This window comes from Caballeronia sp. LZ034LL, assembly GCF_031451215.1.
Classification (GTDB): Bacteria; Pseudomonadota; Gammaproteobacteria; order Burkholderiales; family Burkholderiaceae; genus Caballeronia.
Genome location: NZ_JARUXR010000002.1, coordinates 1,219,419 through 1,241,660 on the forward strand (window position 1 = coordinate 1,219,419; position 22,242 = coordinate 1,241,660).

Here is a 22,242-nt window from a genome sequence, read left to right on the forward strand (position 1 = left end):
CTTGTTCAGCGGCTTTGTTCAACTTCCGCAAGCGCGCCAGCGATGTCCCGTTGTGCATGCAGAAAGCCCAGTTCTGTTGCTTCGACGTCGAGACGTGCGAGTTCGTTCAGCACGGCCTGCCCTCGCGTGCCCTTGCCAACCGCCGCGAGCGCACGCGCCCGCGCCACGAAGAACGCGGAGAAGCGCGACGGCTCACGGCAAGCATAGGCTTCGAGCGCGTCGGCATGATGCAGGGCGGCGTCCCAGCGACGATGATCGATGCAGGCGTCGATGGCGTCGCGCCGGAACAGGAAGTGATTGTGACTGACCGCGCCCGCTGCGAGCACGGCCTCGCCTTCCGCAAGCGCCTGATCGACCACGTCCGGATCGCGGGTCACGCGCGCGAGCGTGCCGAGATAACTGGCGCCGAGATAGGCCATGCCGGTTTCGTGACTGATCGCCAGCGCCGCGTTGATATCCTCCAGCGCCTCACGCCGTCTGCCCGCCACGCGCTGCAACTCGGCGCGCAGCGCCAGCGCCTCCCCTTCGAAGCGCCTCGACTTGAGTTCGAGCGCGCAGTGCAACGCCGGCTCGACATGCTCCCATGCGCGCGCCCACTCCGCGCGATCGTGCAGGCAGTGCCAGGCCGCGTGATGCGCGACGGCCAGTGCCCGCAGATGTCCCACCTGCTCCGCCGCGGCGATGCTGGCCAGCGCGGCATCGAGTCCGCCGCGCGCGTCGCCGGTGAACCAGGCCGTGATGGCGCGCATCGGACGATTCGCGACTTCGATCCGGCCAAAGCCGTGACGCTCGCATAGCTCGATGCAGCGGCTGAAGGCATCGTGTGCGCTGATCAGGCGGCCGCGCAGGTATTCGCCGTCACCCAGCCCGCCGAGCGCGGCCGCTTCCTGTTCGGGATCGGCGGCCGCGCGGGCGAGCGCAAGACTCTGGCCGTGTTCTCGCACGCAACCATCGCTGTCGCCGCGCGGGAAACACAGGTTGCCCCGCAGGAAATGAATGCGCGCGGCCTGCGGCAGCAAGCCCTGGGCATCCGCGACGAGGGCGGCCTCATCGAGGTCGGCCCAGGCGCCTTCGAGATCGTCGATGACCCGCTTCACGGTCGCGCGTCCGATCAAAGCCTGGCAGCGCTCGGCGTCCGTCGCGGCATCGGCGAGCGCGGCTTCGAACGATGCCAGCGCCGACGTCATGTCGCCGGCATCGTGCAGGACCGTGCCGCGCAGACACGCGAGCGCCACGCGGTCGGCTGCGGCGCGCGCCTGCTGCAAGCCGCGTTCGACGAGCCGCAACGCCGGTTCGTAGCGATACGCGGCGGCCTGCACGCGTGCGGCGTCGCAGTAAGCGCGTGGCGCGTCGCTGTCCGCTGCGCGATCGAGATGTTCGGCGCGCAGGATCAGGTCATGTTCGCCGTACCACTGTGCCGCGCGTCGATGCCACTCGCGGCGCCGGCTTTTCAGCAGGCCGTCATAGACGGCATCGCGGATCAACGCGTGATGAAAGATGAAGCCCGTGCCCTCGCGGCGCAGCAGAAGTGACGCGGTGAGCGGTTCCAGCGCAGCCGATGCGCCATCGACGAGATGGTCCAGCACGTCGCTCTCGACCAGCTGGCCCAGCACCGACGCCGCCTGCAAGGCGGTCCTGTCAGCGGGATCGAGTCGGTCCAGGCGCGCCTGCACGAGACTTCGCACCGTGCCGGGAACGCCGCTGGTCTCGTCATCCTGCGCGTTGTCGAGCAGTTGTTCGAGAAACAGCGGATTGCCCGCCGCCCGCGCCATGCAGCGCTCCGCGACGTCCTTCGATGCCGCCGGGAACGCGCGCGCCATCCGCTCGGCCTCGTCGGTGCTGAGCGGCGCGAGATCCATCTTTGATGCGCGCGCGCTCAAGGCTTCAGGCCAGGACAGGTCGTGTGCGGGTCGTGCGGTCATCGCCAGGATGACGGGACACGCGCACGCCGCCTCCGACAGCACGGCAAGATCGCGTCGTGTCGAAGGTTCGGACCAGTGTGTGTCTTCGACGAAGATCAGCCGGGGACGCTCGCGAGCAGTGCGTCGCACGAGCCGGCGCAAAGCATTGTCCCGGCCACGCAGACGCATTGCGCTGTCCATGGCCTCAAAGACCGTGCGTTGTTCGAGCGTCATCGGCATGTCGAGCAGGTCCTTGATGAAGGGCGCGTCATCGCCTTCGATCACGCCGCTGATCTGCGCGTCGCTCGCTACTTCGAATGCGAGCAAGCCGCGCACGATCGATTGCATCGCACCGCGCCCCATGGCCGCGCCGAAGTCGAGCACGAGCCCGCCATGAACGGCGAATCCCGCTTCGGCAGCTTCGCGTTTCCACTCTTCGAGCAGGCGTGTCTTGCCGAGCCCGGCTTCGCCGCTGAGTATGACCGTCCTTCCTTGGCCGCTTGCCCGGCACGCCGCGAGCATGTCGCGAAACTGCCGCAGTTCGTCATCGCGGCCGACGAACGGTCGCACGGATTGCGTGGCATGCCGCAAGCCCGCGAGGCACCACGCCGCAACCGGCTCCGCGAAGCCTTTCACGCTCAGCGCCTTGCGCGCGACGCAATCGAAACGCTCGCTCAATGCACGCCGCACGCCTTCCGAGATCAGCACTTCCCCGCGACCGGCTGCGCCGGTAAGGCGCGCGGCAAGGTTGACGGTCTCGCCGGTGACGGTGTACGCGCGATGGGCCGCGCTGCCGGTGCCGCTCGCCACGACCTCGCCGCCCGCAATGCCGATGTGCACCGCCAGCGGCCAATCGGGTTCGCGGTCGAGCGCCGGGATGGCGTCGAGGATCGCAAGCGCCGCGCGCACCGCACGCTCGACATCGTTGCCATGCGAGACGGGCGCGCCGAATACGGCCATGCTCGAATCGCCGATATGTTTGTCGACGTGACCGCCATGTTGCTCGACGATGCGGTCAACCTGCTCGAAGTAACGGTCGAGCACCGCGACGACTTCCTCCGCATCCACCGACCGGCTCATCTCCGTGAAGCCGCACAGATCGGCGAACAGCACCGTCACCTGACGCCGCTCTCCCGGCTTCGTGCATGAGGCGTTTTCATGGGCGCGCAGGTCGGCCAGTGCATCGAGCAGCTTGCGGCGATGTCCCACGGATACCACGCCCAGATCCTTGAGATCATCCGCGGTCAGATGGCGCAGCACGTCGGCGTCGATGGCGTTCTCGCGGAACACCGTAACGTAACGTTCCATGCCAAGACTTTGCAGCCAGAGCGCGATGTCCATCATCCCTCCCGCCAGGAAGGCATACGCACTCTTTCAACATAGCAGGTTCTGACTGACGAGCCCCTTTCGTCTGGCACGGCGTGCAGCAGGCATCTTTATTGCACCTGCACCCGGGCGCCTCCATTCAGCGGCATTGTCGAGCACTATGGCAAGCTGATATGAGGATTCGCGCTCGTGCACCGCCCGCAAAGGAGAGAACCATGGGACGCGAAAGTCAGCAGGCTTTTCTACAGGGCACCGACGCGCACCTGGCATGCGCGAATGAACAAGTTCAGCGCCATACCGACCTCGTACAGAGGTTGATCAAGAACGGCTACAACGCGACTTCCGCCATCCGGCTGTTGAACCTGTTTCTCAGTTTGCGGCAGGAAATGATCGACTATAGAAACCTGAGCGCTGCCGTGCTCAAGGAAGCAGAACGCCGCCACATGCCCACGGCCTCGAAGAAAGCAACGCGATAACGCCCGTTTCGTATTGCTTCCTTCAACATTAATGACAAATTCATTTCGGCCAATACGTTATCTTGATGCCCACCCTTGCATGAGCATGGGTGGGTTTTCTTCGCATTTGAATCGCGGATAAAACGTGCAAATCCGTTTTGCACTTCTTGTCCGAATGAATTCATATTCAATCAGGATATCCAAATGGCTCTTTCGCAGGTTCTGACGGCTTACGATTTACTGGATAGCGCGATTGTCACCGGCACGGACGCCGTTGCCTTGTTCAACCCTTATCAAAGCCTGGGCGTCGTCGCGACGAGCACGGCCGTGGCGGACGACCAGCCCGGCACGCAGCCCAGCTGGACCACGTATTTCGTCAAGGTGCTGATTCCCGGCCTCACGGGCAAGACCCTGGGCGGAACGTCGCCCACGCTGGGCATCAACGGCCGGAGCGGCTGCACGGGCGCGCGCCCGCAGCAGATCGGCATGGTCTCGGACGCGGACGGTCCCATCAGCGGCCTCGCGGCGGCGCTCAAGCTCGCCGACATGAAAGCCAAAGGCGACGACCTTCCCGGCGATGTGATCGTCACCTTCCATATCAGTCCGCAAGGCTATATCGACAACTCGAAGACCCCGCCCATGATGGCGCTGCCGGTGTCGAACGCCACCATGAACCAGTATGAAGTCGATGCCGACATGGACGCCATTCTTTCCGTGGACGCGTCCAAGGCGAACTACCTCAGCAAGCAGCGCGGCTTCGCCCTTTCACCCACTGCGAAGAGCGGCTACGTGCTGAAAGTGAGCGCCGATCTCATCGACATCATGGAAGCCACCACCGGCCGCCACGCGTTCACGTTCCCGCTGGCCATCCAGGACATCACGCCTTACGACAACGGCATCAGCCACTTCAACAGCATCATGCAGCCGAGCGTCGCGACGGCCGCGCCGGTGGTCGGCGTCGCCATCACAGCGGAGTCGCCGGTTTCCGGGGCGGCCCTGAACGCCAATCATGAAGCGGATCTGGCGGAGGCCGTGCAGTTTTGCATCGCCACGGCGAAGGCGTTCACATCGGGAACCTGCCAGTTCTACGACGCGAACGAATACGACGCGCTGGTGCAGCGCTATGGTTCGCTGAGCGTCTTCCAGACCGAAGGCAACGTGGCCTGAACCGGCGTGGGCGGTGACCATCGCTGAGGTCTTGCTCAGGCCGAGAGCTTCTTCATTTCAGCGATGAGATCCGCCTTGCCTTCGAAGCCGACGCCCGGCAAATCCGGCATGGTCACGAAGCCATTCTCCACCTTGACGCCATCCGGAAAGCCGCCATAAGGCTGGAACAAGTCCGGATAACTTTCATTGCCGCCCAGGCCCAGACCCGCGGCAATGTTCAGCGACATCTGGTGCCCGCCGTGAGGAATGCAGCGCGTGCGTGACCAGCCGTGTTGATGCAGCATGTCCAGCGTGCGCAGATATTCAACGAGCCCATAGCTCAGCGCGCAATCGAATTGCAGCCAGTCGCGGTCCGCGCGCATGCCGCCGTATCGAATCAGATTGCGTGCATCCTGCATCGAGAACAGGTTTTCTCCCGTTGCCATCGGCTTGTCGTAGTAGTTGCGCAGCGTGGCCTGCAATTCGAAGTCGAGCGGATCGCCGGCTTCCTCGTACCAGAACAGATCGTATTCCGAGAGCGCCTTCGCATACCGCACAGCCGTGTCGAGGTCGAAGCGGCCGTTGGCGTCGACGGCGAGCTTTTGCCCGTCCTGCAGCACGCTCAGGATCGAGTCGATACGCCGCAAATCCTCGTCGAGCGTCCCGCCGCCAATCTTCTTCTTCACCACCGTATAGCCCCGGTCGAGATAGCTGCGCATCTCGTCCTTCAGCTTTCCGTGGTCCTGGCCCGGATAGTAATAACCGCCCGCCGCATACACAAAGACCTTGCGGTCCGGCTGGCCGTTGCCATAGCGGTCCGCGAGCAACTGGAACAAGGGCTTTCCTTCGATCTTCGCGACCGCGTCCCACACCGCCATGTCGATCGTGCCGATGGCCACCGACCGCTCACCATGACCGCCGGGCTTCTCGTTGGTGAACATCGTCGCCCAGATCTTGTGCGGATCGAGGTTATCGCCCGCATCGTTCACGAGCGCGGCGGCATCGGCTTCGAGAATGCGCGGAATGAAGCGCTCGCGCATCAGCTTGCCCTGACCATAGCGGCCATTCGAATTGAAGCCGTATCCGACGATCGGCTTGCCGTCGCGCATCACGTCGGTGATGACCGCGACGAGACTCAGCGTCATCTTGCTGAAGTCGATGTAGGCATTGCGGATGGGCGAACTGATCGGGACGGTTTTCTCGCGAATCTCTACGATTTTCATATGCGTGCTCCAGGGCATTCGACGGGAGGCCAGCATAACCCCGGAAACCGCTGCTAAACTTCACTTCCATTCATTTCATTCTTCACATCGAGTGAATACTGAAACGCAATCCGCGAGCGATTTCGAGTTCTTCATTCTGCTGGCGAAGCTTCGCAGCCTGTCGGGCGCGGCGCGGGCGCTGGATCTGTCGCCGCCGGCTGCCACCAAGCGGCTCAGCGTCATCGAACAGCGGCTGGGCGTGCGTCTCGTGAACCGGACCACGCGCAGTGTGAGCCTGACGCCGGAAGGCGAGACCTATCTGCGCCACGCGTTGCAGATCGTCGGGCAGATTCGCGAGATGGAAGAGGAAATCGCCGGCGCCACGCGCGACCCGCAGGGTCTGCTGCGCATCAACGCGACGCTGGGTTTCGGACGGACGGCGATTGCGCCGATCGTGTCGGAGTTCGCGAAGAAATTCCCGAGCGTCGAAGTCCAGTTTGAAGTGACCGACCGGCCTGTCGATCTGATCGAAGGCGCCTTCGACATGGCGATCCGCTTCGGCGAATTACCGGACAGCCGTCTGAGCGCGCGACGCATCATGAGCAATCGCCGCTTTTTGTGTGCGTCGCCGAAATATCTCGACAGGGTTGGAAGGCCGGAGCGGGTTGAAGATCTGGCGAATCATCGCTGCATCATCCATCGGCAAAACGACGATGCGTACGGTGTGTGGCGCTACATCGTGAACGATCACATCGAGGCGATCAAGGTCAAGGGCGCGCTGTCGAGCAATGACGGCGACATTGTTCTGCGCTGGGCGCTGGACGGCCACGGCATTCTGATCCGGTCCGAGTGGGACCTGGCGAAGTACGTGCAGAGCGGCCGGCTGCATCTCGTGCTGCCTAATACCGTCCTGCCTTCCGCCGATCTGTTCGTCTACTACGCGCGGCAGAGAAACCAGACGGCCCGGGCGCGGGCGTTCATCGATTTCCTGGTCAGCCGGTTTCAGGCGCCGTTCACGCCGGTGGATATCGGCGTCGATCAGCGCGAACGGAAGCGGCGCAGTCCGCGCGGCGCGAAAGCCTGACGCGAACCGGCCGCCTGTGCACTTTTACTGCGATTGACCCGAGTTCAGCTTCTTCTGGGCGTTCTGAAGATCCTGCGGATAGTTCGGGTCATTGGCCCGTCCGGGGTTATAGCCCGCGTCTTCCAGCTTCTTCAGTTCGGCGTTCTTCTTGGCGCGCGCCTGTTTTCTCGCGGCCTTCTTTTCTGCTTTGGTGGCGGGCGCGGCCGGGGCCGCGCTGGTGGCGGCCGAACCGTTGTCCTGACCGTAGGAGAGCGGAGCCGCCGATACCCCGACAGCACCAATGACAAGTGACGCAACAACGCTTGCCAGGCTGGTTCTCACGTTTGATTCTCCGTTCGTTTGAGGTGAAGAAACCGTCGCGTGCAGTATAAGCGTGGAATGCGCCAACGTGCCCGCTACCCGCTATCCGCTACTTCGCGATGCGCGCCGGTACGGTGGCGAACAACAGGTTCAGGCCTTCGGTCAAGGTGGGATGCGCGATAGGCGCATCGCGCAGCACGGTATAGGGCAGCTTGCCGAGCATCGCGATCTGTACGGTTGCCACTACTTCGCCTGCTTCGCTTCCGAACATCGTGAAACCGAGGATCTCGTCCGACTCGGCCGCGATCAGCGCCTTCATGAAGCCGCGCGTATCCGAGTTGGTGCGGGCGCGCGGGACGGCTGCCATCGGCAGTTTCGCGACCCGGTACGCGATGCCTTTGCGCGCCGCTTCCGTTTCGTTCAGGCCGATACGGCCCAGCTCCGGCTCGATGAACAGAGCATACGGAATTTCGCGCCCGCGCGTGGTTCTGGCTTCGCCGCGAAGCTGCGCGCTCAGCACGCGATAGTCGTCGAAGGAGGCATGCGTGAACATCGGCGTGCCGGCGACTTCACCGATCGCATAGACGTTCGACGCAGTGGTCCGGAGCTGCTCATCCACCTCGATGAAGCCGCGACTGTCGAGTTCGACGCCCGCGAGTTCCAGCCCGATATCCTTCGTGTTCGGAATGCGTCCCGTCGCGGCGAGAACATGCGTGCCCTCGATGAGTTCTCCGTTCGCGAGCCTCACGCGCACCGGATCGTGCGAATCGCCGGAATGCCCGGACACCGACTCGATCTCGACATTCAAGCGAACATCGATGCCATCCTCCTTCAGCGCGGAGGCAATGGCTTCGCTGACATCGGCGTCCTCGCGCACTGCCACGCGCGGTTCCTTCTGCAAGACGGTCACGCGCGCGCCGAGCCGCAGGAACGCCTGCGCCATTTCCAGCCCGATATAACCGCCGCCGATCACGATCAGATGCCCGGGAATCTCGTCGATGCGAATGGCTTCGACGTGCGTCAGCGGGTCCGCTTCGCGCAGGCCGGGCACGGAAGGAATGGCTGCATGCGTGCCGGTATTGATGAACACGTGCTCGCCTTCGAGCACGCGGACGCCGCCATCGTTGAGATCGACGTGAATCCTGCGCGGCCCGACGAAGCGGCCTTCGCCCAGAATCAGGTCGAAGCCTGCCTGGATGAAGCTGTTGAGATTGACATCGACGAGCGCGTCCACCACACCCTTGACGCGGCTGCTGACGCGCTTCATGTCGATGCGCGGCTCACCCACTTCGACACCGAACGCATCCGCATGCCGCACCGTATGCGCGACCCGCGCGCTGCGGATCAGCGCCTTGGTGGGAATACAGGCCACGTTGATGCACGATCCGCCGATCATCCCACGCTCGACCACGGCCACGCGCTTGCCTGCCTTGGCCAGTTCCGTCGCAAGCGATTTGCCGCCCTTGCCGCCGCCGAGAAACAGATACTCGACCTGCTCGATGTTCTGCATGGTGAACTCCAGACAAGCATCCACGATCCGGCGTCTTTCACGGCCGGGCTGAAGTCCATGTTAAGGAACCTCGCCCGGCGTGACATGCTTCAGAAGCTCACAATCGCTCGCGATCGTCTCAATCGGGAGTGGCGGATCACCTTACATCAGTCGAATAGTCGAGCCGTGACTAGAACTCCATCCGCGCATTCACCGATACTGTGCGCGGCTCGCCCGGCTGGATATAGTCCGCATACTGGTATTCCCAGTAACGGTGATTGGTCAGATTGTCGATGGCTGCACGCACGCCGACCGTATGACCCGCCACCCGGGTCGTGTAAGTCGCGCCGAGGCTGTAGAGCATGTAGCCGGGCACCTTGATGTCGCCGGCCGGACGCAGGCTGGTATTGCCCGTGAACTTGGCGCCCGCGCCGAGCGTGAGGCCCGGCACGACGGGCACCGCGTAATTCACGTGCGCCGCCGCGACGAAGCCCGGTGCGCCCGCCACGCGATTGCCGTCGAAGTCCGAGCCCTTCTTGTATTTCGTCGCGATCCACATCACATCGCCGCCGACGGTCCAGTCGCGCCCGATACGCACGTCCGTGCCGGCTTCCACACCCTGGAACACCGACTCGCCGTCTTCCACGAAGACGTTGTCGCTGTTCGCGTACTGCGCGCCCCGCTCGATGCGGAACAGCGCGGCCGTCGCGCTCCAGCGTTCGTTCTGCGTCTTCACGCCGACTTCGTATTGCTTGCTGCGCAGCGGGTTGAGCACCGCGCCCGAATTGGCGTAGGTCGTGCCGACCACGTTGCCCGCCTCGAGCGACTCGACATAGCTCGCATAAAACGTCGTGCCGGGCGTGAGCTTGTACATCAGCGCGACGGAAGGCGTCGCCACGCCGTTCTTCGAATAGGTCGAGGTCGTGGAGCCGTCGAGGCCATAGCCGTGCTGCTCGTAGTTCGTGAAGCGCACGCCGCCGAGCACCGACCAGCGCGATGTCAGCGCGATGGTGTCGCTGGCGAACAGCGCCTTCTGCACGATATCCGCGTTGCGGTACGTGTAGAAGCCGGTGCTGTCGTAGCGATTGACGTTCGGCTGATAGAGATTGCCGGTGCCGATCTGATCGTAGAACGAGTTCGCCGTGTAGTCGCTCGTCTGCTTCTGATACGACGCACCGAACACCAGCTGGTGCGCAAACGGCCCGGTCTTCACGAGGCCTTCCGCCATGACCTGCCACTGGTTCAGCTGATGCCCTTCCTTGCCTTCGAAGCGCGTGTCGTCGTAATCGCCCGCCAGATCCGTCAGAAAGAAGGTGCTTTCGTTGCGGTAACGCGTGCTCTTGCTGAAGCTGTAGCTCGCGGTGACCGTCCAGTCCTGGTTAAGGTTGTAGCGCAGGCCCGCCGTGTAGATCTGCAAGTTGGTGTTCAGATGCTGGTCCGGCGTGACCAGCGTGCTGCTGCCGCCGCTCAGCGGCACGGGCAGCGCATTGCCGACGCCCGTCAGTTGCGCCGTCGAAATCGCGGTGGTGATGCCCGACGCATGACGTTCCTGATACAGCGCGCCGAAGGTGGCGGTGAGATCGCGGGTGAGGCGCGCATCGGCGGCGAGCGAGAACGAGTCGCGACGGATATTGCCGTCGTTATAGGTCTTGCCTTCCTCATGCGTCGCGTTGAAGCGATAGCCGAACATGTTGTCCGGCCCCACGCGGCCGCCGACGTCCAGATGCTCGCTCCACACATTGGTGGACGCATAGCCGACATCGACGCTCATGATCCGCTTGTCGCCGACCGGCGGCTTCTTCGTCACGTAGTTCACCACGCCGCCGGGCGCGCCGAAGCCGTACATGAAGCCCGACAACCCCTTCAGCAACTGCACGCTTTCGAGCTGCTCGTAGGGCATCGTGATGCCGTAGGCGTTGATCTGCTGGCCGTCGATACGAAAGCCGCTCTGCCAGTCGAGCTGCAAGCCGCGCACCGTGATGTAGCTCGCCCACGCGTTGTACGGGTTGCTGTTGTCGGACACCGAGGCGTCCTGCGCGAAGACGTCGCCGAGCTTCTTGGCCTGACGGTCCGCGAGATCTTCGCCGGTGACGATGGTCGTCGAATACGGCGTGTCCAGCTGCGAGCGGTTGCCGAGCGCGCCGGTGGCGACATCTTCATGCAGGTGCTGGCCCTGGTCGCTGTCGGTCGTGGCCTTCACGGCGATGGCGGGAAGCGTTGCTTCAGCAGGCGCGGATGCGGCGGTCTCGTGCGCCAGCGCCGGCCGGATGCCCGCGAAAAGCAGAAGTACCGCACAAGTCGAGGGCCGCAAGGTCCAACTGCCGCGTCTGGCGGCATCGCGCGCTGCTGAAGTCATCTAATCCCCAGTTGTCGAGCCCGGCAAATGCGAACCATTCGCATTTGCGAAGCGCGATTCTGACGAATTAGAAGGCGTTTGTAAACAACTGTCTCAGAGCTTCGCCACTGCGATGCCGCGTTCCTGTTCGAACGCCTCCTGCGCGGGCGCACCGGGCGGATGGACGCCGCGCGAGCGATAGTAGTCCGCGTACTGACTACAGAACGCATACACGCGCCGCAGTTCATCCACTGCGCGCTCATGAAGATCGACGCGGATGTTCACGGCGTCGAGCGTGTCCGATGCGCTCACCAGCAGCGCGCCCGAGCGCTCCGCCAGCGGCCTGCTGCCGTTGCTCTGACCGCCGGCATCGCGCCCCGCTTCGAGCGCGCGCAGCAGGCGTTGTTCGAAAGGCTCGGCAGTGCCGTGCTCGTAGGTTTCCGCCATCGCGAGGACCACCGGTTCTCCGCTCAGCACGTTGCCCATCGCCACGAAGCCGTCACCCACGCAATGCCCCGCCCAGCCCCGCGTGTGTTCGCCGGTGTGGCAGGCGGCGCGTCCGTCCTCCGAAATCGTGCCGATCTGCCGGTAAGAGGCGAAATCGTCATCGCGCACCAGCGCCTCGGTGACGTAGCGTGCGGAATGCCCGAGCTTCAGCAGATTCAGCGCAAGCGCGTTGTTGGTCGTGCGCACGAACGCCTGGCTCATCGTCACGCCCGCATGACGGTGCAGGCCATCGCACCATTGGCCCACCGCCACCGAGTAGGTTGCGATAGCCATGCCGAAGCGGCCCGTTTCACGGCACCGGGCCAGAATGCTATAAGTCATCGATTTTCCTTGAACAGAGAAACAACCCTTCAGACCGCCGCAGCATCGGCGGCTTCCTTCGAATGCTTCGTCTCGGGCAGCCAGAACAGCACGAAGCTCGTGAAGAACAGGCAGATCACGACGTACCACGCCGCGGGCATGATGTCCGCGCTGACGCCGACGAAGTAAGTGGACACGAATTGCGCGACCACGCCCGACAACGCCACTCCGAGGCTATAGATGATCGCCATGCCGGTGGCTCGCGCGGAGGCCGGGAACAGTTCGGTCATGCTGCCGATCGCGGTCGCGCCGCCGAATGCGGCCAGTGCCGCGAGCACGCCTTCGACGACCAGCAGGCGTGCGAGCGTCGGATCGTGCTTCAGCCAGACGAACAGCGGCACGACCGCGACGATCACCAGCACGCGCGAGATCCAGATCACCGGCTTGCGGCCCACGATGTCCGACACATGGCCGCCGAGCGGGCTGAGGACAAAGCCGGCGATACCCGTCACGACGCCTGCGAGGACCGCGTCGGCCTGTGACATGCCGAGCGATTTCATCGCGATGATCGGCAGCGAGAACAGGATGATGAAGTTGGCCGAAGTGCCGCCGAAGGTCAGCAGCGTGCCGAGCGTGAGTTCCTTTACATGGCTGCGCAGGATGCCGCCTAGCGTCTGCGTCTGCTTCTGCTTCTGCTGCGCCGTATCCCCGACATGCAGCGTCTCGTTGATACGCAGGCGAATGTAGATGCCGACCGGCGCGATGATGGTGCCCATCAGGAACACGGTGCGCCATCCCCATGATGCGAGCGCAAGCGGATCGAGATAGCGCGACAGCAACGCGCTGACGATCGCACCGAACGCAATGCCCAGGCTCTGGCTCGCGAACTGGAAGCTGCCGAAGAAGCCGCGCCGGTGCGGGCCTGCATATTCGACCAGCAACGCCGTCGATGCGCCGACTTCCCCGCCCGCCGAGATGCCTTGCAGGATGCGCGAGAACAGGATCAGGAGCGGCGCCCAGATGCCGATGGTTTCATAGGTCGGCGCAAGCCCGATCAGCGCGGAACTGAGCGCCATCATGCCCACGGTGAGCGTCAATGCGGCCTTGCGGCCGATCTTGTCCGCATACGCGCCGATCAGCACGCCGCCCAGCGGCCGGAAGAAGTAGCCGATGGCGAACGTGCCGGTCGACATCACCAGCTGGAACAACGGGCTCAAGGTCGGAAAATACAGCTTGCCCAGCAGCACGGCGAAGAAGTTATAAGCGGTGAAGTCGAAGAATTCGAGTGCGTTGCCGATTGTCGTCGCGACGATGACTTCCGTGCCCGATACCTTGCGGGGCACGGTCCCGAGAGTCTTGTCGGCAGCATCCATTGCAGTGTTCATGTTCGATCCATTCTGGCGTTTCATCGAAGTCTGGAGGCTCAAAATTGCTTGTACAATCGGGAAAAAGTTAAACGACTTCAAGTTTTTCCTAAGGAGCGCAATGCGATTCGACGTCTCTGATCTACGCATCTTCAAGGCGGTGGTGGACTCGGTCAGCATGACCAAAGCGGCAACCCGCGTTCACCTCACCGTCGCGTCGGTCAGCGAACGGATCCGGCAAATGGAAGATCAGGTCGGCGTGCCGCTGCTCTCGCGCACGCGCTCCGGCGTGGTGCCCACGGAAGCGGGACGGGTGCTGCTGCATCACGCGGTGAAGGTGCTCAAGCAGGTCGACTTCATGAACGAAGACCTGGTCAACTTCACGAGCCGCCTGCGCACTAACGTGCGTCTCTACACCACCACGTACGCCGTCTCCGAAATCCTGCAGAACGCCGCGCCCGCTTTCTTCAGCGACAACCCCAACTCCGACCTCATCATCGAAGAACAGCACAGCGAGGACATCGTCTTCGCGGTGACGAGCGGCGCGGCGGAGATCGGCATCATTGGCGACTTCGTCGAAACCGGCGCGCTGGAAGTCATCCCGCTGCTGCAGGACACGCTCGTCGCACTGTGCGGTCCGCAGTTCGCGGACACGCTCGGCACGCGCAGCACGTTCGCCGATCTCCTCTCCTTCGACTTCCTCGGACTGGGCCCGGGAAGCCGCCTGCAGGAACAACTCGAAGCTCGCGCCCGCGAACTCGGCGCGTCGATGCGCTATCGCGCGCGGGCGCGCAATCTCGATGCGATCTGCCGTCTCGCGTTCAACAACGTCGGCGTGGCCATCGTGCCGCGTCGCGTGGCGCTGCGCTTCTCGCCGGAGCAGTGCCGCATCATCGAACTGGCCGAGGACTGGGTCGGGTACGACACCGCGGCCGTCGTGCAACGCCGCGTCGACTTGCCCAACACGGCGGCTTCGTTGCTGGACTGCCTGATCGCGGCTGCGCATTGAGCGCCGCCATCGTGACTAGAAGCGCACGCGCAATCCGGCGATGGCCGCGACCTGCGATGGCGTCGAGGACGGGGACAGCAGGTTGATGTTCGCGACCGCGCGGTTGCCCGTGGAATCCGTTCCGCTCGCGTGTTGATAGATGCCCGTGAGATACACGTCGGTGCGCTTCGAGAGGAAGTAATCGAGCCCCGCGACCGCCTGGTGATAGTGCGCGTGATTCACGCCATAGCCCGACGTGAAGTCATACGCGGCCCCGAGCAGCAGCGCCGCCGTGATCTGGATCTTGTAGTTGACTTCCACGTTATGAAAGCGCGCGCTGCCTTCGGCGGCCGGAACGCCGCTCACCGCTTCGCTCCCGAGGTCCTTGAACTGCGTGTTGCTATACGTGAACCCGAGCGTCGATCCGCCGATGGCATAAGCCGCGCCTGCGCTGATCACCTGCTGCTTCCCCGCCGACGCATAGCCGCTGTACACGCGCGACGTCATGTTGCTCGCGGTGGCGCTGGATGACGCGTTGTTGCCGAAGAACCCGTAGTTCGGATCGGACACGTTGAGATAGGCCGCGCCCACCGTAAGCGCACCGGCCGCATAGCGCGCACCGAGCGACCAGACCTGATTGCGATGAAACGCGCCCGCCACACCGCCCACGCCATACACGCCGCCGAAGCTCAATCCGCCGAAGCTCGCGCTTGCGTACTTGATGGCATTGTTGACGCGATTCGAGTTGTTCATGTTGTCGAGATCGCCGGGATGCGCGCCGAACGACGTCGCCCATTGCGTGCCCGATTCGAACGGCCCCGTGTAATCGACCACCGAATCGTACTGACGCCCCAGGGTCAATGAACCGAGCTGCGTCGAAGCGAGTCCGGCGTAAGCCTGCCTGCCGAATTCATCGTTGCCCTGTCCGAACTTGCCGTTCGCCACGCTGAAGCCGTTCTCCAGCACGAACAACGCGGCAAGACCGCCGCCCAGGTCTTCCGTTCCGCGCAATCCCCAGCGGCTTCCCATGATGTTGCCGCTGTTCATCTGAAACTGCGCGTGCCCTGCCGCATTGTTTGCATAGACGAGGCCGTCGTCCGCCACGCCATAGAGGGTCACGCTGCTTTGCGCCTGTGCGCCGACGCTGATTAGCGCCGCCGCGCACCCGCTGATCACGCTTGATCTCATCATCACTCGACCGATTGAATCGCCAGCACATTGCGTGCTGACGAAGGTTCTTCGACTGCGCGCTTGATGGCGCAGACTCGTGCCGCGTATCCGACATTCGCGGCAGGCCGCAGTGTTGATGCTCAGAAACCAGAGTTCAAACTGGAAATTCCCGGGGGTACGTCAGGCAAAACCTGAAGCATGCATCGTCAGGAATTTCCGAAGCTGACGCCGATGACTTCCTGATTGCCGTGCGCTTTATCGCCAAGAAGAATGAATGACGATTTCACCCACAGGAGACTGCCTTGAAGACGCTTCCCGATGTTCGTGCTCTGCAAGCCATGATGGACACCCGCAAGTTCGATGCGATCGTCTGCACCAGCCCGGAGAACTTCACCTATCTCGCAGGCGCATTCGTCACGACCATCAAGACCATCCGGCCGCGCCAGGCGCACATGATCCTGACGCGCGACGGCCGGGCGCGCGTGATCGTCTGTTCAATCGAAGAGAGTCTCGTGCGTGAAGAGGGCTGGTGCACGGAGGTGCGCGGCTATACCGAGTTCGCCGACGATCCCGTCGACGAACTCGCCGACACCCTCATGGAATTGAAGCTCGGGCACGCCACGCTCGGGCTCGATCTCGACTATCTGCCGGCGGCTTCGTTCGCGCGCCTTCAGGAAGGCTTGCCGCACGCGCGCCTGCTCGACGCGAGCGAGTCCGTCGCGGCCGTGCGCGCGATCAAGTCGGAACAGGAAATAGCCTTGCTGGAGAAGATCGCAAAGCAGACACACGGCGCGATCCTGCGCGGGCTTGCAGAGAGCCGTGTCGGCGACACGGACCGGACCATCGCCAACCGCATCATCAAGCGCATGTTCGACGAAGGCGCGAACGGCGTGCAGCATCTGCATCTCGCGTCGGGCCCACGCACGCCGCTGGTCCACAACCATCCTTCCGACGACGCCACGCAATCCGGCGAGATCCTGCGTCTGGATATCGGCGGGACCTACGGACAATATGCAAGCGATGTCGCGCGCACCTGTTCGACGGGTGAGCCGCTGGCGCATCATCGCGAGGTGTATCGCACGCTGATCGACATCCAGCGGGACACCATCGGCCAGATGCGCCCCGGCGTCGCAGCTGAAGACATCTACTTCGCATGCCGCGATGCCTTCGAGAAGCACGGCCTGCCCTGCTCGTTGCCACATATCGGGCATTCGTTCGGCATTGAGGCACACGAGCGCCCGATGATCCGGCCCGGCGAGAAGATCCTGCTGCAGCCCGGCATGGTCATCAACATCGAACCGATGACGCGCGATCAGGACGGCAATCTCTATCACACGGAGGATCTCGTCGTCATCACCGCCGACGGCTGCCGCCTCCTCACGCATGGTCTCGCGCCGCTCGACATTCCCGTTCTCGGCGAACCCGTCCGCTTGCCCCACTGAGCCGTTCCACTTCGAAGGAGGCGCACGATGCGTGCTCGCTGGTCGATCGTATCCCTGCTGTTCTCCGGTGGCGCCATCAGCTATCTGGACCGTGCGGCGCTGTCCGTCGCCGCGCCGCTGATTGCCACCGCGCTGAATCTCGAACCGACGCAACTCGGCATCGTCTTCAGCGTGTTCTTTCTCGGCTATGCGCCGATGTCGTTCATCGGCGGCTCGGCGGCGGACCGCCATGGTCCGTGGAAGGTCATGCTCGTGGCCATGACGATCTGGTCCATTGCATGCGGCGCCACCGCCGCCGCCACGTCGCTTGGCGCGCTCATCGTCATCCGGCTGATCTTCGGCATGGGCGAAGGTCCGTTCTGCGCGACCGCCGTGAAGATGGTCGCGCGGCGCTTCGAGCCGGATCGTCAGGCGAGCGCCATCGGCCTCGCGTATGCGGGTCAGCCGCTCGGCGCGGCGCTCGCGGGTCCGGTGGTCGGACTCGTTGCAACGGCCTGGGGATGGCGCGCGTCGTTCGTCGTCATTGCGTGCTTCGGGCTCGTATGGGTGATGTTCTGGTATGTCTTCGCTTCGGAACGCAAGGCGGAAGCGGTCGATGAGATGCCTGCGCAAGCCTTCGTATTGCAGAAGCCGACTGCGGGCGCGCTGATCGAAGCGCTGCGCCATCGCTCGATCGTCGCGACCTGCATCGCGTTCTTCGCCTACGCGTATGTGCTGTACTTCTTCCTTTCGTGGTTCCCGAGCTATCTCGTGAAGAGCTATCACCTCTCGCTGACGGAGATGGGCTTCGTCAGCACGGTGCCCTGGCTCGCGGGCTCGGTGGGACTCGCGGTGGGCGGACTGTTGTGCGACGGCCTGTCGAAACTCATCGGCAACGCGATACTCGCGCGCAAGCTGATGATCGGCTTCTGCCTGCTGGGCACTGCGCTGTGCGTGGGACTCGCAGGCCGCGCGACGAGCGTCGCCGGCGTGATGTCGCTGATGACCGCGGGCATCTTCGCGCTCTATGTGACATCGAGCCTGTACTACGCGCTCGTGCTCCGGATCGTCCCGGACACGATGTCGGGCGCCGTGAGCGGATTCATCAATCTCGCGGCGAACCTGGCAGGCGTGGTGGCGCCGGTGCTCACCGGCTACGTGCTGGCATGGAGCGGCAGTTTCGCGGGCGCGTTCGCGCTTGCTGCCGCCGTGGCCGTGGTCGGCGGATCAGCGGTGATGTTGCTCGTGCGCGCTACGGACGGGGCGCTTGTCACGCGCCACGCGTGAAATATGTGAAACGCCAAAGAGCGAAGCCCACCAGGACTTCGCTCTTCCTTGCTTCGCCAAACAAAAGCCTCAGTTACAAGCCGGCGCCGCCTTCTTGCACGCATCCGCAAGCTGCGGCGGCGGGTCTTTCTTGAACACGGTCTTGTACGACTCCAGCACGTTCGACTGCACCACCGGCAGCGACTGCACGCCGATCCACGCAGGCGGCGTCTGTCCGATCAGCGCCTTCATCATCGCCATGGCTTCGGCCACGCCCTGATCGTACGGACGCTGCGAGCCCGTTGCCTTGAGCGGCCCGCCCTTCGCGATCTCGATGGCGGATTCCAGCCCGAGATCGACCGTCGTCACCGGCGTGTTGATGCCCTGCGCGCGCATCGAGGTCAGCGTATCGAGCGCGGGTTGATCCCACACCGCGAACACGCCCTTCACATCCGGATTCGCGGTGAGGAAGTCGCCCGCGATCTGCCCGACCTTCGACGGATCCGTGAACGCCACCTGCTTGATCTTGATGTCCGGCCGGTTCTTCTTCAGCCAGTCGTTCACGGCCTTGGTGCGCTCCGTCGTGCTGAAGTAGTCCACGCCGAAGTTCACCAGCCCCACCGTGCCGCCCTTCGGCACGCACGAAGCCAGCACCTTGGCCGCGATCTGGCCGTTGCCTTCGCTGTCGGCGGAGACCATCGCCGCGTATTCCTGCGGATGCTTCAGCCCCTTCGGCACGTTGTCCATGAACACGAGCTTGATGCCCGCCTGCGAGACCTTCTTGTAGGTCGCGGCCGTGGCCGTGCCGTCGACGGGAATCGAAATGATGCCGTCCGGATGACGCTGGATGGTGTTCTCGATGTCGGCGATCTGCTTGTCCACCTGGTATTCCGCCGATGCCGTGCCGATCACCTCCACGCCATATTTCTTGAGCGTGTCCGTGATGCCCGCCACTTGCAGCTGAGACCAGTCGAGGTTCATCGTCTGCATCGAAATGCCGACCTTGAACTTGCCGGCCTTGACCTTGGCGGCCTCGGCGTCCGTCAGCTTCACGGCATCGGACGATGCGGCCTTCTCGCCGTTCGGCCCTTGTCCGACGATGCCCGCAGGCCCGATCGACGCTACCGACAGCTTCTCGCACGATTGCGCGAATGCCTGCGATGCACACAGCGCCAGGGTCGTCGCCGCTGCGACGCTTGCCAGCCTTGCCCCAGATCCACGACGATGTTTCATGACTTCCCTCCGTTGGTCGTCTTGTTACTGCGTCTCCTGCTTCTTATGGGATCGCGCGCGCTGCGCTCATGTGTTCATTTGCGCGTGAAGGCGACGGCCGCGACGATGATGATGCCCTTGATGACCAGTTGCAGCGACGAGCTCACGCCGAGCAGCACGAGCCCGTTGTTCAGCGTGCCGATGATGAGACTGCCCAGCAGCGTGCCGAGAATGAAGCCGCGTCCGCCGAACAGGCTGCATCCGCCGAGCGTGACCGAGGCGATCACGTCCAGTTCCATGCCCTGCACCACATCCGGCCGCGCGGCATGCGAACGCGCCGACAGCACGAGCGCGGCCAAGCCTGCCAGCGCGCCCGTCAGCACGAAGGCGAGCGTGGTCACGCGGCGGATGTTGATGCCCGAGTACAGCGCGGCCGTGGGATTGCCGCCCGCTGCATAGATGCGCCGGCCGAACACGCTGTAATGCAGCAGCAGCACGCCGCCGATGACCGCGAGCAAGGTCCACAGGATCGGCACCGGGACGCCCAGGATCGAGCCTTCGCCGAAGATCGAGATGAAGGTGTCGTTGGTGATGATTTCGGGGCGCGTCGTGGTGACCATCAGCGCGAGGCCGCGCGCCGCCGAGAGCGAGCCGAGCGTCACGAGGAACGACGGAATGTTGAGGCGTGTGGTCACCAGTCCGTTGATGGCGCCGACGATCGCCCCCGTGCCGATGCCGGCAATCGCGCCGATGATCCAGCTGTCGCCGACATGCGACATCGCCAGCGCGGCCGCCATGCCGGACAGCGCGAGCGACGAGCCCACCGAGAGATCGATCTGCCGCGCGATGATGACGAAAGTCATGCCGATCGCGATGATCGACACCAGCGCGGTCTGTCGGCCGATGTTGAGGAAGTTGTCGATCGACAGGAACCACGGCGAGGCGAAGCTGAACACCACCAGCAGCACGGCGAACGCGATGTACAGCATGTAGGGCCGGTCGCCCTGCACGAGTGTGCGCGCGATGCGCCACGCGCGCGAATGGCGCGATGCGGCCTGTTCTCCGGCGGGCAGCGGCGTGGGCGAGACGGAATCGTTCATGTTGCAGGCTCTTCGTGAGTGCGCAAGGTCTGGATGAGGTGATGCAGTTCTTCGGCGTGGCGCAGCGCTCCGCGTTCGATGGTCTGCCGGATCGAGCCCTCCACGACGATCGACACGCGGTCGCACAGCCGCAGCAGTTCGTCGAGATCCGACGACACCACCACCACGCCGGTGCCCGCGCGCGCCGCGTCGCGCACGACGCCGTAGATCTCTTCGCGCGCGCCGACATCGACGCCGACGGTCGGTTCATCGAGCAGCAGCACCTGCGGACGCGGATGATTCCACTTCGCGAACACCACCTTCTGCTGGTTGCCGCCGGAGAGAAACTTCACGCGCGTCGCGGCATCGGGGGCTTTCACGGAGAGCTGCTTCATCGCGCTCAGGGCCTGCTGCGCGGCAGCCTGCGCGCGCAGCCAGCCGCCACGCGAAAAATGCGGCAGGCGCGGCAAGGTCAGGTTGCGTTCGATCGAATGATCCAGCACGAGTCCCTGCACATGGCGATCTTCCGGCACGAGCGCGATGCCGCGCGCGATGGCATCGGCGGGACGGTGCGCGGCGAGCGGCTGGCCGTCGAGTTCGATGCGGCCGTCCTGTACCGGCAGCAGGCCGAAGATGGTTTGCAGGATCTCCGTGCGGCCACTGCCGATCAGGCCCGCCAGACCATGCACCTCGCCCTTGTGGACCGTCAGGTTCACATCGCGCAGACGGGCATTGCTGACGTGCGAAAGCGTCAGCACGGGCGGGCTCGCCGCCGGTTCGGCGCAGGGCGGAGCCTGCGTCGGCGCGATGCCGGATGCCGTCTCCTGGCGCGCCTGCATCGCGGCATGTCGCGGGCCGACGATCGCCGCGACGAGTTGCTTCATGTCGGTCTCGGCGGTGACGAAATGGCCGGCGTTCGCGCCGTCGCGGAAGATGGTCACGCGCTGCGAAATGCGGAACACCTCGTTCAGCCGGTGCGTCACGTAGATCACGCCGACGCCGCGTGCGGTCACGGTGCGGATGGCGTCGAAGAGAATCTGTTCCTCGCCCCCGGTGAGCGCGGACGTGGGTTCGTCGAGGATCAGCACGCGCACGTCGCCCATCAGCGCCTTGCAGATTTCCGTCATCTGCCGGTAGGCGAACGGCAGGGAATCCACGGGAGCGCGGGGATCCAGAGGAATGTGGTGTTCGCGCAGGAAGGCGCTGACTTGCGCCATGAGTTCGCGCTGCCTGACGAGTCCGAAGCGGGTGCGCGGCTCGCGGCCCAGCATGAGATTGGCGCCGACCGAAAGCGATTCGACCAGGCTCAGATCCTGATAGACCACCGCCACGCCCGCTTCGCGCGATTTGGCCGGGGAATCGAAGGCAACCTTCTGCCCGACGATTTCGATCGAGCCTTCGTCGTAGCTATGGACGCCGCTCAGGATCTTGATGAGCGTGGACTTGCCCGCGCCGTTTTCGCCGAGCAGCGCATGCACTTCGCCCGGCAGCACTTCCAGATTCACGCCGCGCAGCGCCTGAACGCCGCCGAATTTCTTGGTGACGCCGGCAACGCGGATCAAGGGCGCACGGGCCGATGAAGCGGCCGCGACCGCAACCGGCTCACTCATCTGTTGTCTCCTTCGCCGCGCGGGCGAATTCTTATGATTCGCGTCGTCATGCGCGAGTTGGGATGTGATCTTCGCATCACACATTTG

Annotated in this window: 17 protein-coding genes; 6 read left to right on the top strand and 11 right to left on the bottom strand. The window is 64.0% G+C overall.

Annotation, left to right across the window (positions count from 1 at the left end):
- Nucleotides 1-5: 5 nt before the first annotated feature.
- The gene (locus QCE83_RS20075) at nt 6-3,245 is read right to left on the bottom strand and encodes an adenylate/guanylate cyclase domain-containing protein (RefSeq protein WP_309814802.1); all 3,240 of its coding nucleotides are present in this window, start codon (nt 3,243-3,245) and stop codon (nt 6-8) included.
- Nucleotides 3,246-3,442: 197 nt separating this feature from the next.
- On the opposite strand from QCE83_RS20075, the gene QCE83_RS20080 reads away from it, so the two are divergent.
- Nucleotides 3,443-3,703 (top strand): hypothetical protein, encoded by a 261-nt coding sequence (locus tag QCE83_RS20080; RefSeq protein WP_309814806.1) that lies wholly within the window; start codon nt 3,443-3,445, stop codon nt 3,701-3,703.
- Nucleotides 3,704-3,886: 183 nt separating this feature from the next.
- Nucleotides 3,887-4,849 (top strand): DUF1177 domain-containing protein, encoded by a 963-nt coding sequence (locus tag QCE83_RS20085; RefSeq protein ID WP_309814810.1) that lies wholly within the window; start codon nt 3,887-3,889, stop codon nt 4,847-4,849.
- A 35-nt stretch (nt 4,850-4,884) separates the two neighbouring features.
- On the opposite strand, the gene QCE83_RS20090 is transcribed toward QCE83_RS20085, so the two are convergent.
- A complete protein-coding gene (locus tag QCE83_RS20090) occupies nt 4,885-6,051 on the bottom strand; it encodes a mandelate racemase/muconate lactonizing enzyme family protein (RefSeq protein ID WP_309814813.1) in 1,167 nt (388 codons plus the stop codon).
- A gap of 91 nt (nt 6,052-6,142) precedes the next feature.
- Between QCE83_RS20090 and QCE83_RS20095 the strand changes: the two genes are divergently transcribed.
- The gene (locus tag QCE83_RS20095) at nt 6,143-7,114 is read left to right on the top strand and encodes a LysR family transcriptional regulator (RefSeq protein WP_309814815.1); all 972 of its coding nucleotides are present in this window, start codon (nt 6,143-6,145) and stop codon (nt 7,112-7,114) included.
- 24 nt (nt 7,115-7,138) lie between these two features.
- Here QCE83_RS20095 and QCE83_RS20100 read toward each other — a convergent pair whose 3' ends face one another.
- From QCE83_RS20100 to QCE83_RS20120, 5 genes are all read right to left on the bottom strand, one after another.
- On the bottom strand, nt 7,139-7,435 hold the full coding sequence (locus tag QCE83_RS20100) for a DUF4148 domain-containing protein (protein WP_309814818.1): 297 nt from the start codon (nt 7,433-7,435) through the stop codon (nt 7,139-7,141).
- Between the two features lie 88 nt (nt 7,436-7,523).
- A complete protein-coding gene (locus QCE83_RS20105; protein ID WP_309814822.1) occupies nt 7,524-8,924 on the bottom strand; it encodes an FAD-dependent oxidoreductase in 1,401 nt (466 codons plus the stop codon).
- Nucleotides 8,925-9,093: 169 nt separating this feature from the next.
- A complete protein-coding gene (locus QCE83_RS20110) occupies nt 9,094-11,259 on the bottom strand; it encodes a TonB-dependent receptor (protein WP_309814825.1) in 2,166 nt (721 codons plus the stop codon).
- Between the two features lie 93 nt (nt 11,260-11,352).
- On the bottom strand, nt 11,353-12,066 hold the full coding sequence (locus QCE83_RS20115; protein ID WP_309814826.1) for a DUF1028 domain-containing protein: 714 nt from the start codon (nt 12,064-12,066) through the stop codon (nt 11,353-11,355).
- Between the two features lie 29 nt (nt 12,067-12,095).
- Nucleotides 12,096-13,430, bottom strand: a complete 1,335-nt coding sequence (locus QCE83_RS20120; RefSeq protein ID WP_309814830.1) for an MFS transporter — start codon at nt 13,428-13,430, stop codon at nt 12,096-12,098.
- Nucleotides 13,431-13,530: 100 nt separating this feature from the next.
- Between QCE83_RS20120 and QCE83_RS20125 the strand changes: the two genes are divergently transcribed.
- Nucleotides 13,531-14,418 carry a LysR family transcriptional regulator gene (locus QCE83_RS20125; protein WP_309814833.1) on the top strand — a complete coding sequence of 296 codons (888 nt, stop codon included), beginning with the start codon at nt 13,531-13,533 and terminating at the stop codon, nt 14,416-14,418.
- A gap of 15 nt (nt 14,419-14,433) precedes the next feature.
- Here the strand turns inward: QCE83_RS20125 and QCE83_RS20130 are convergent, their stop codons facing one another.
- A complete protein-coding gene (locus tag QCE83_RS20130) occupies nt 14,434-15,585 on the bottom strand; it encodes a porin (RefSeq protein ID WP_309815509.1) in 1,152 nt (383 codons plus the stop codon).
- Nucleotides 15,586-15,869: 284 nt separating this feature from the next.
- On the opposite strand from QCE83_RS20130, the gene QCE83_RS20135 reads away from it, so the two are divergent.
- Both QCE83_RS20135 and QCE83_RS20140 read left to right on the top strand, forming a co-directional pair.
- Complete coding sequence (locus QCE83_RS20135) at nt 15,870-17,009, top strand: Xaa-Pro peptidase family protein (protein WP_309814835.1); 1,140 nt, start codon at nt 15,870-15,872, stop codon at nt 17,007-17,009.
- Nucleotides 17,010-17,036: 27 nt separating this feature from the next.
- Nucleotides 17,037-18,275 carry an MFS transporter gene (locus QCE83_RS20140; protein WP_309814837.1) on the top strand — a complete coding sequence of 413 codons (1,239 nt, stop codon included), beginning with the start codon at nt 17,037-17,039 and terminating at the stop codon, nt 18,273-18,275.
- A 69-nt stretch (nt 18,276-18,344) separates the two neighbouring features.
- Here the strand turns inward: QCE83_RS20140 and QCE83_RS20145 are convergent, their stop codons facing one another.
- The 3 genes from QCE83_RS20145 to QCE83_RS20155 form a co-directional block, all read right to left on the bottom strand.
- Complete coding sequence (locus QCE83_RS20145) at nt 18,345-19,487, bottom strand: substrate-binding domain-containing protein (RefSeq protein WP_309814839.1); 1,143 nt, start codon at nt 19,485-19,487, stop codon at nt 18,345-18,347.
- A gap of 74 nt (nt 19,488-19,561) precedes the next feature.
- Nucleotides 19,562-20,566 carry an ABC transporter permease gene (locus QCE83_RS20150; protein WP_309814841.1) on the bottom strand — a complete coding sequence of 335 codons (1,005 nt, stop codon included), beginning with the start codon at nt 20,564-20,566 and terminating at the stop codon, nt 19,562-19,564.
- Nucleotides 20,563-22,155, bottom strand: a complete 1,593-nt coding sequence (locus tag QCE83_RS20155; RefSeq protein ID WP_309814844.1) for a sugar ABC transporter ATP-binding protein — start codon at nt 22,153-22,155, stop codon at nt 20,563-20,565. Before QCE83_RS20155 ends, QCE83_RS20150 begins: the two co-directional genes overlap by 4 nt.
- Nucleotides 22,156-22,242: the final 87 nt, after the last annotated feature.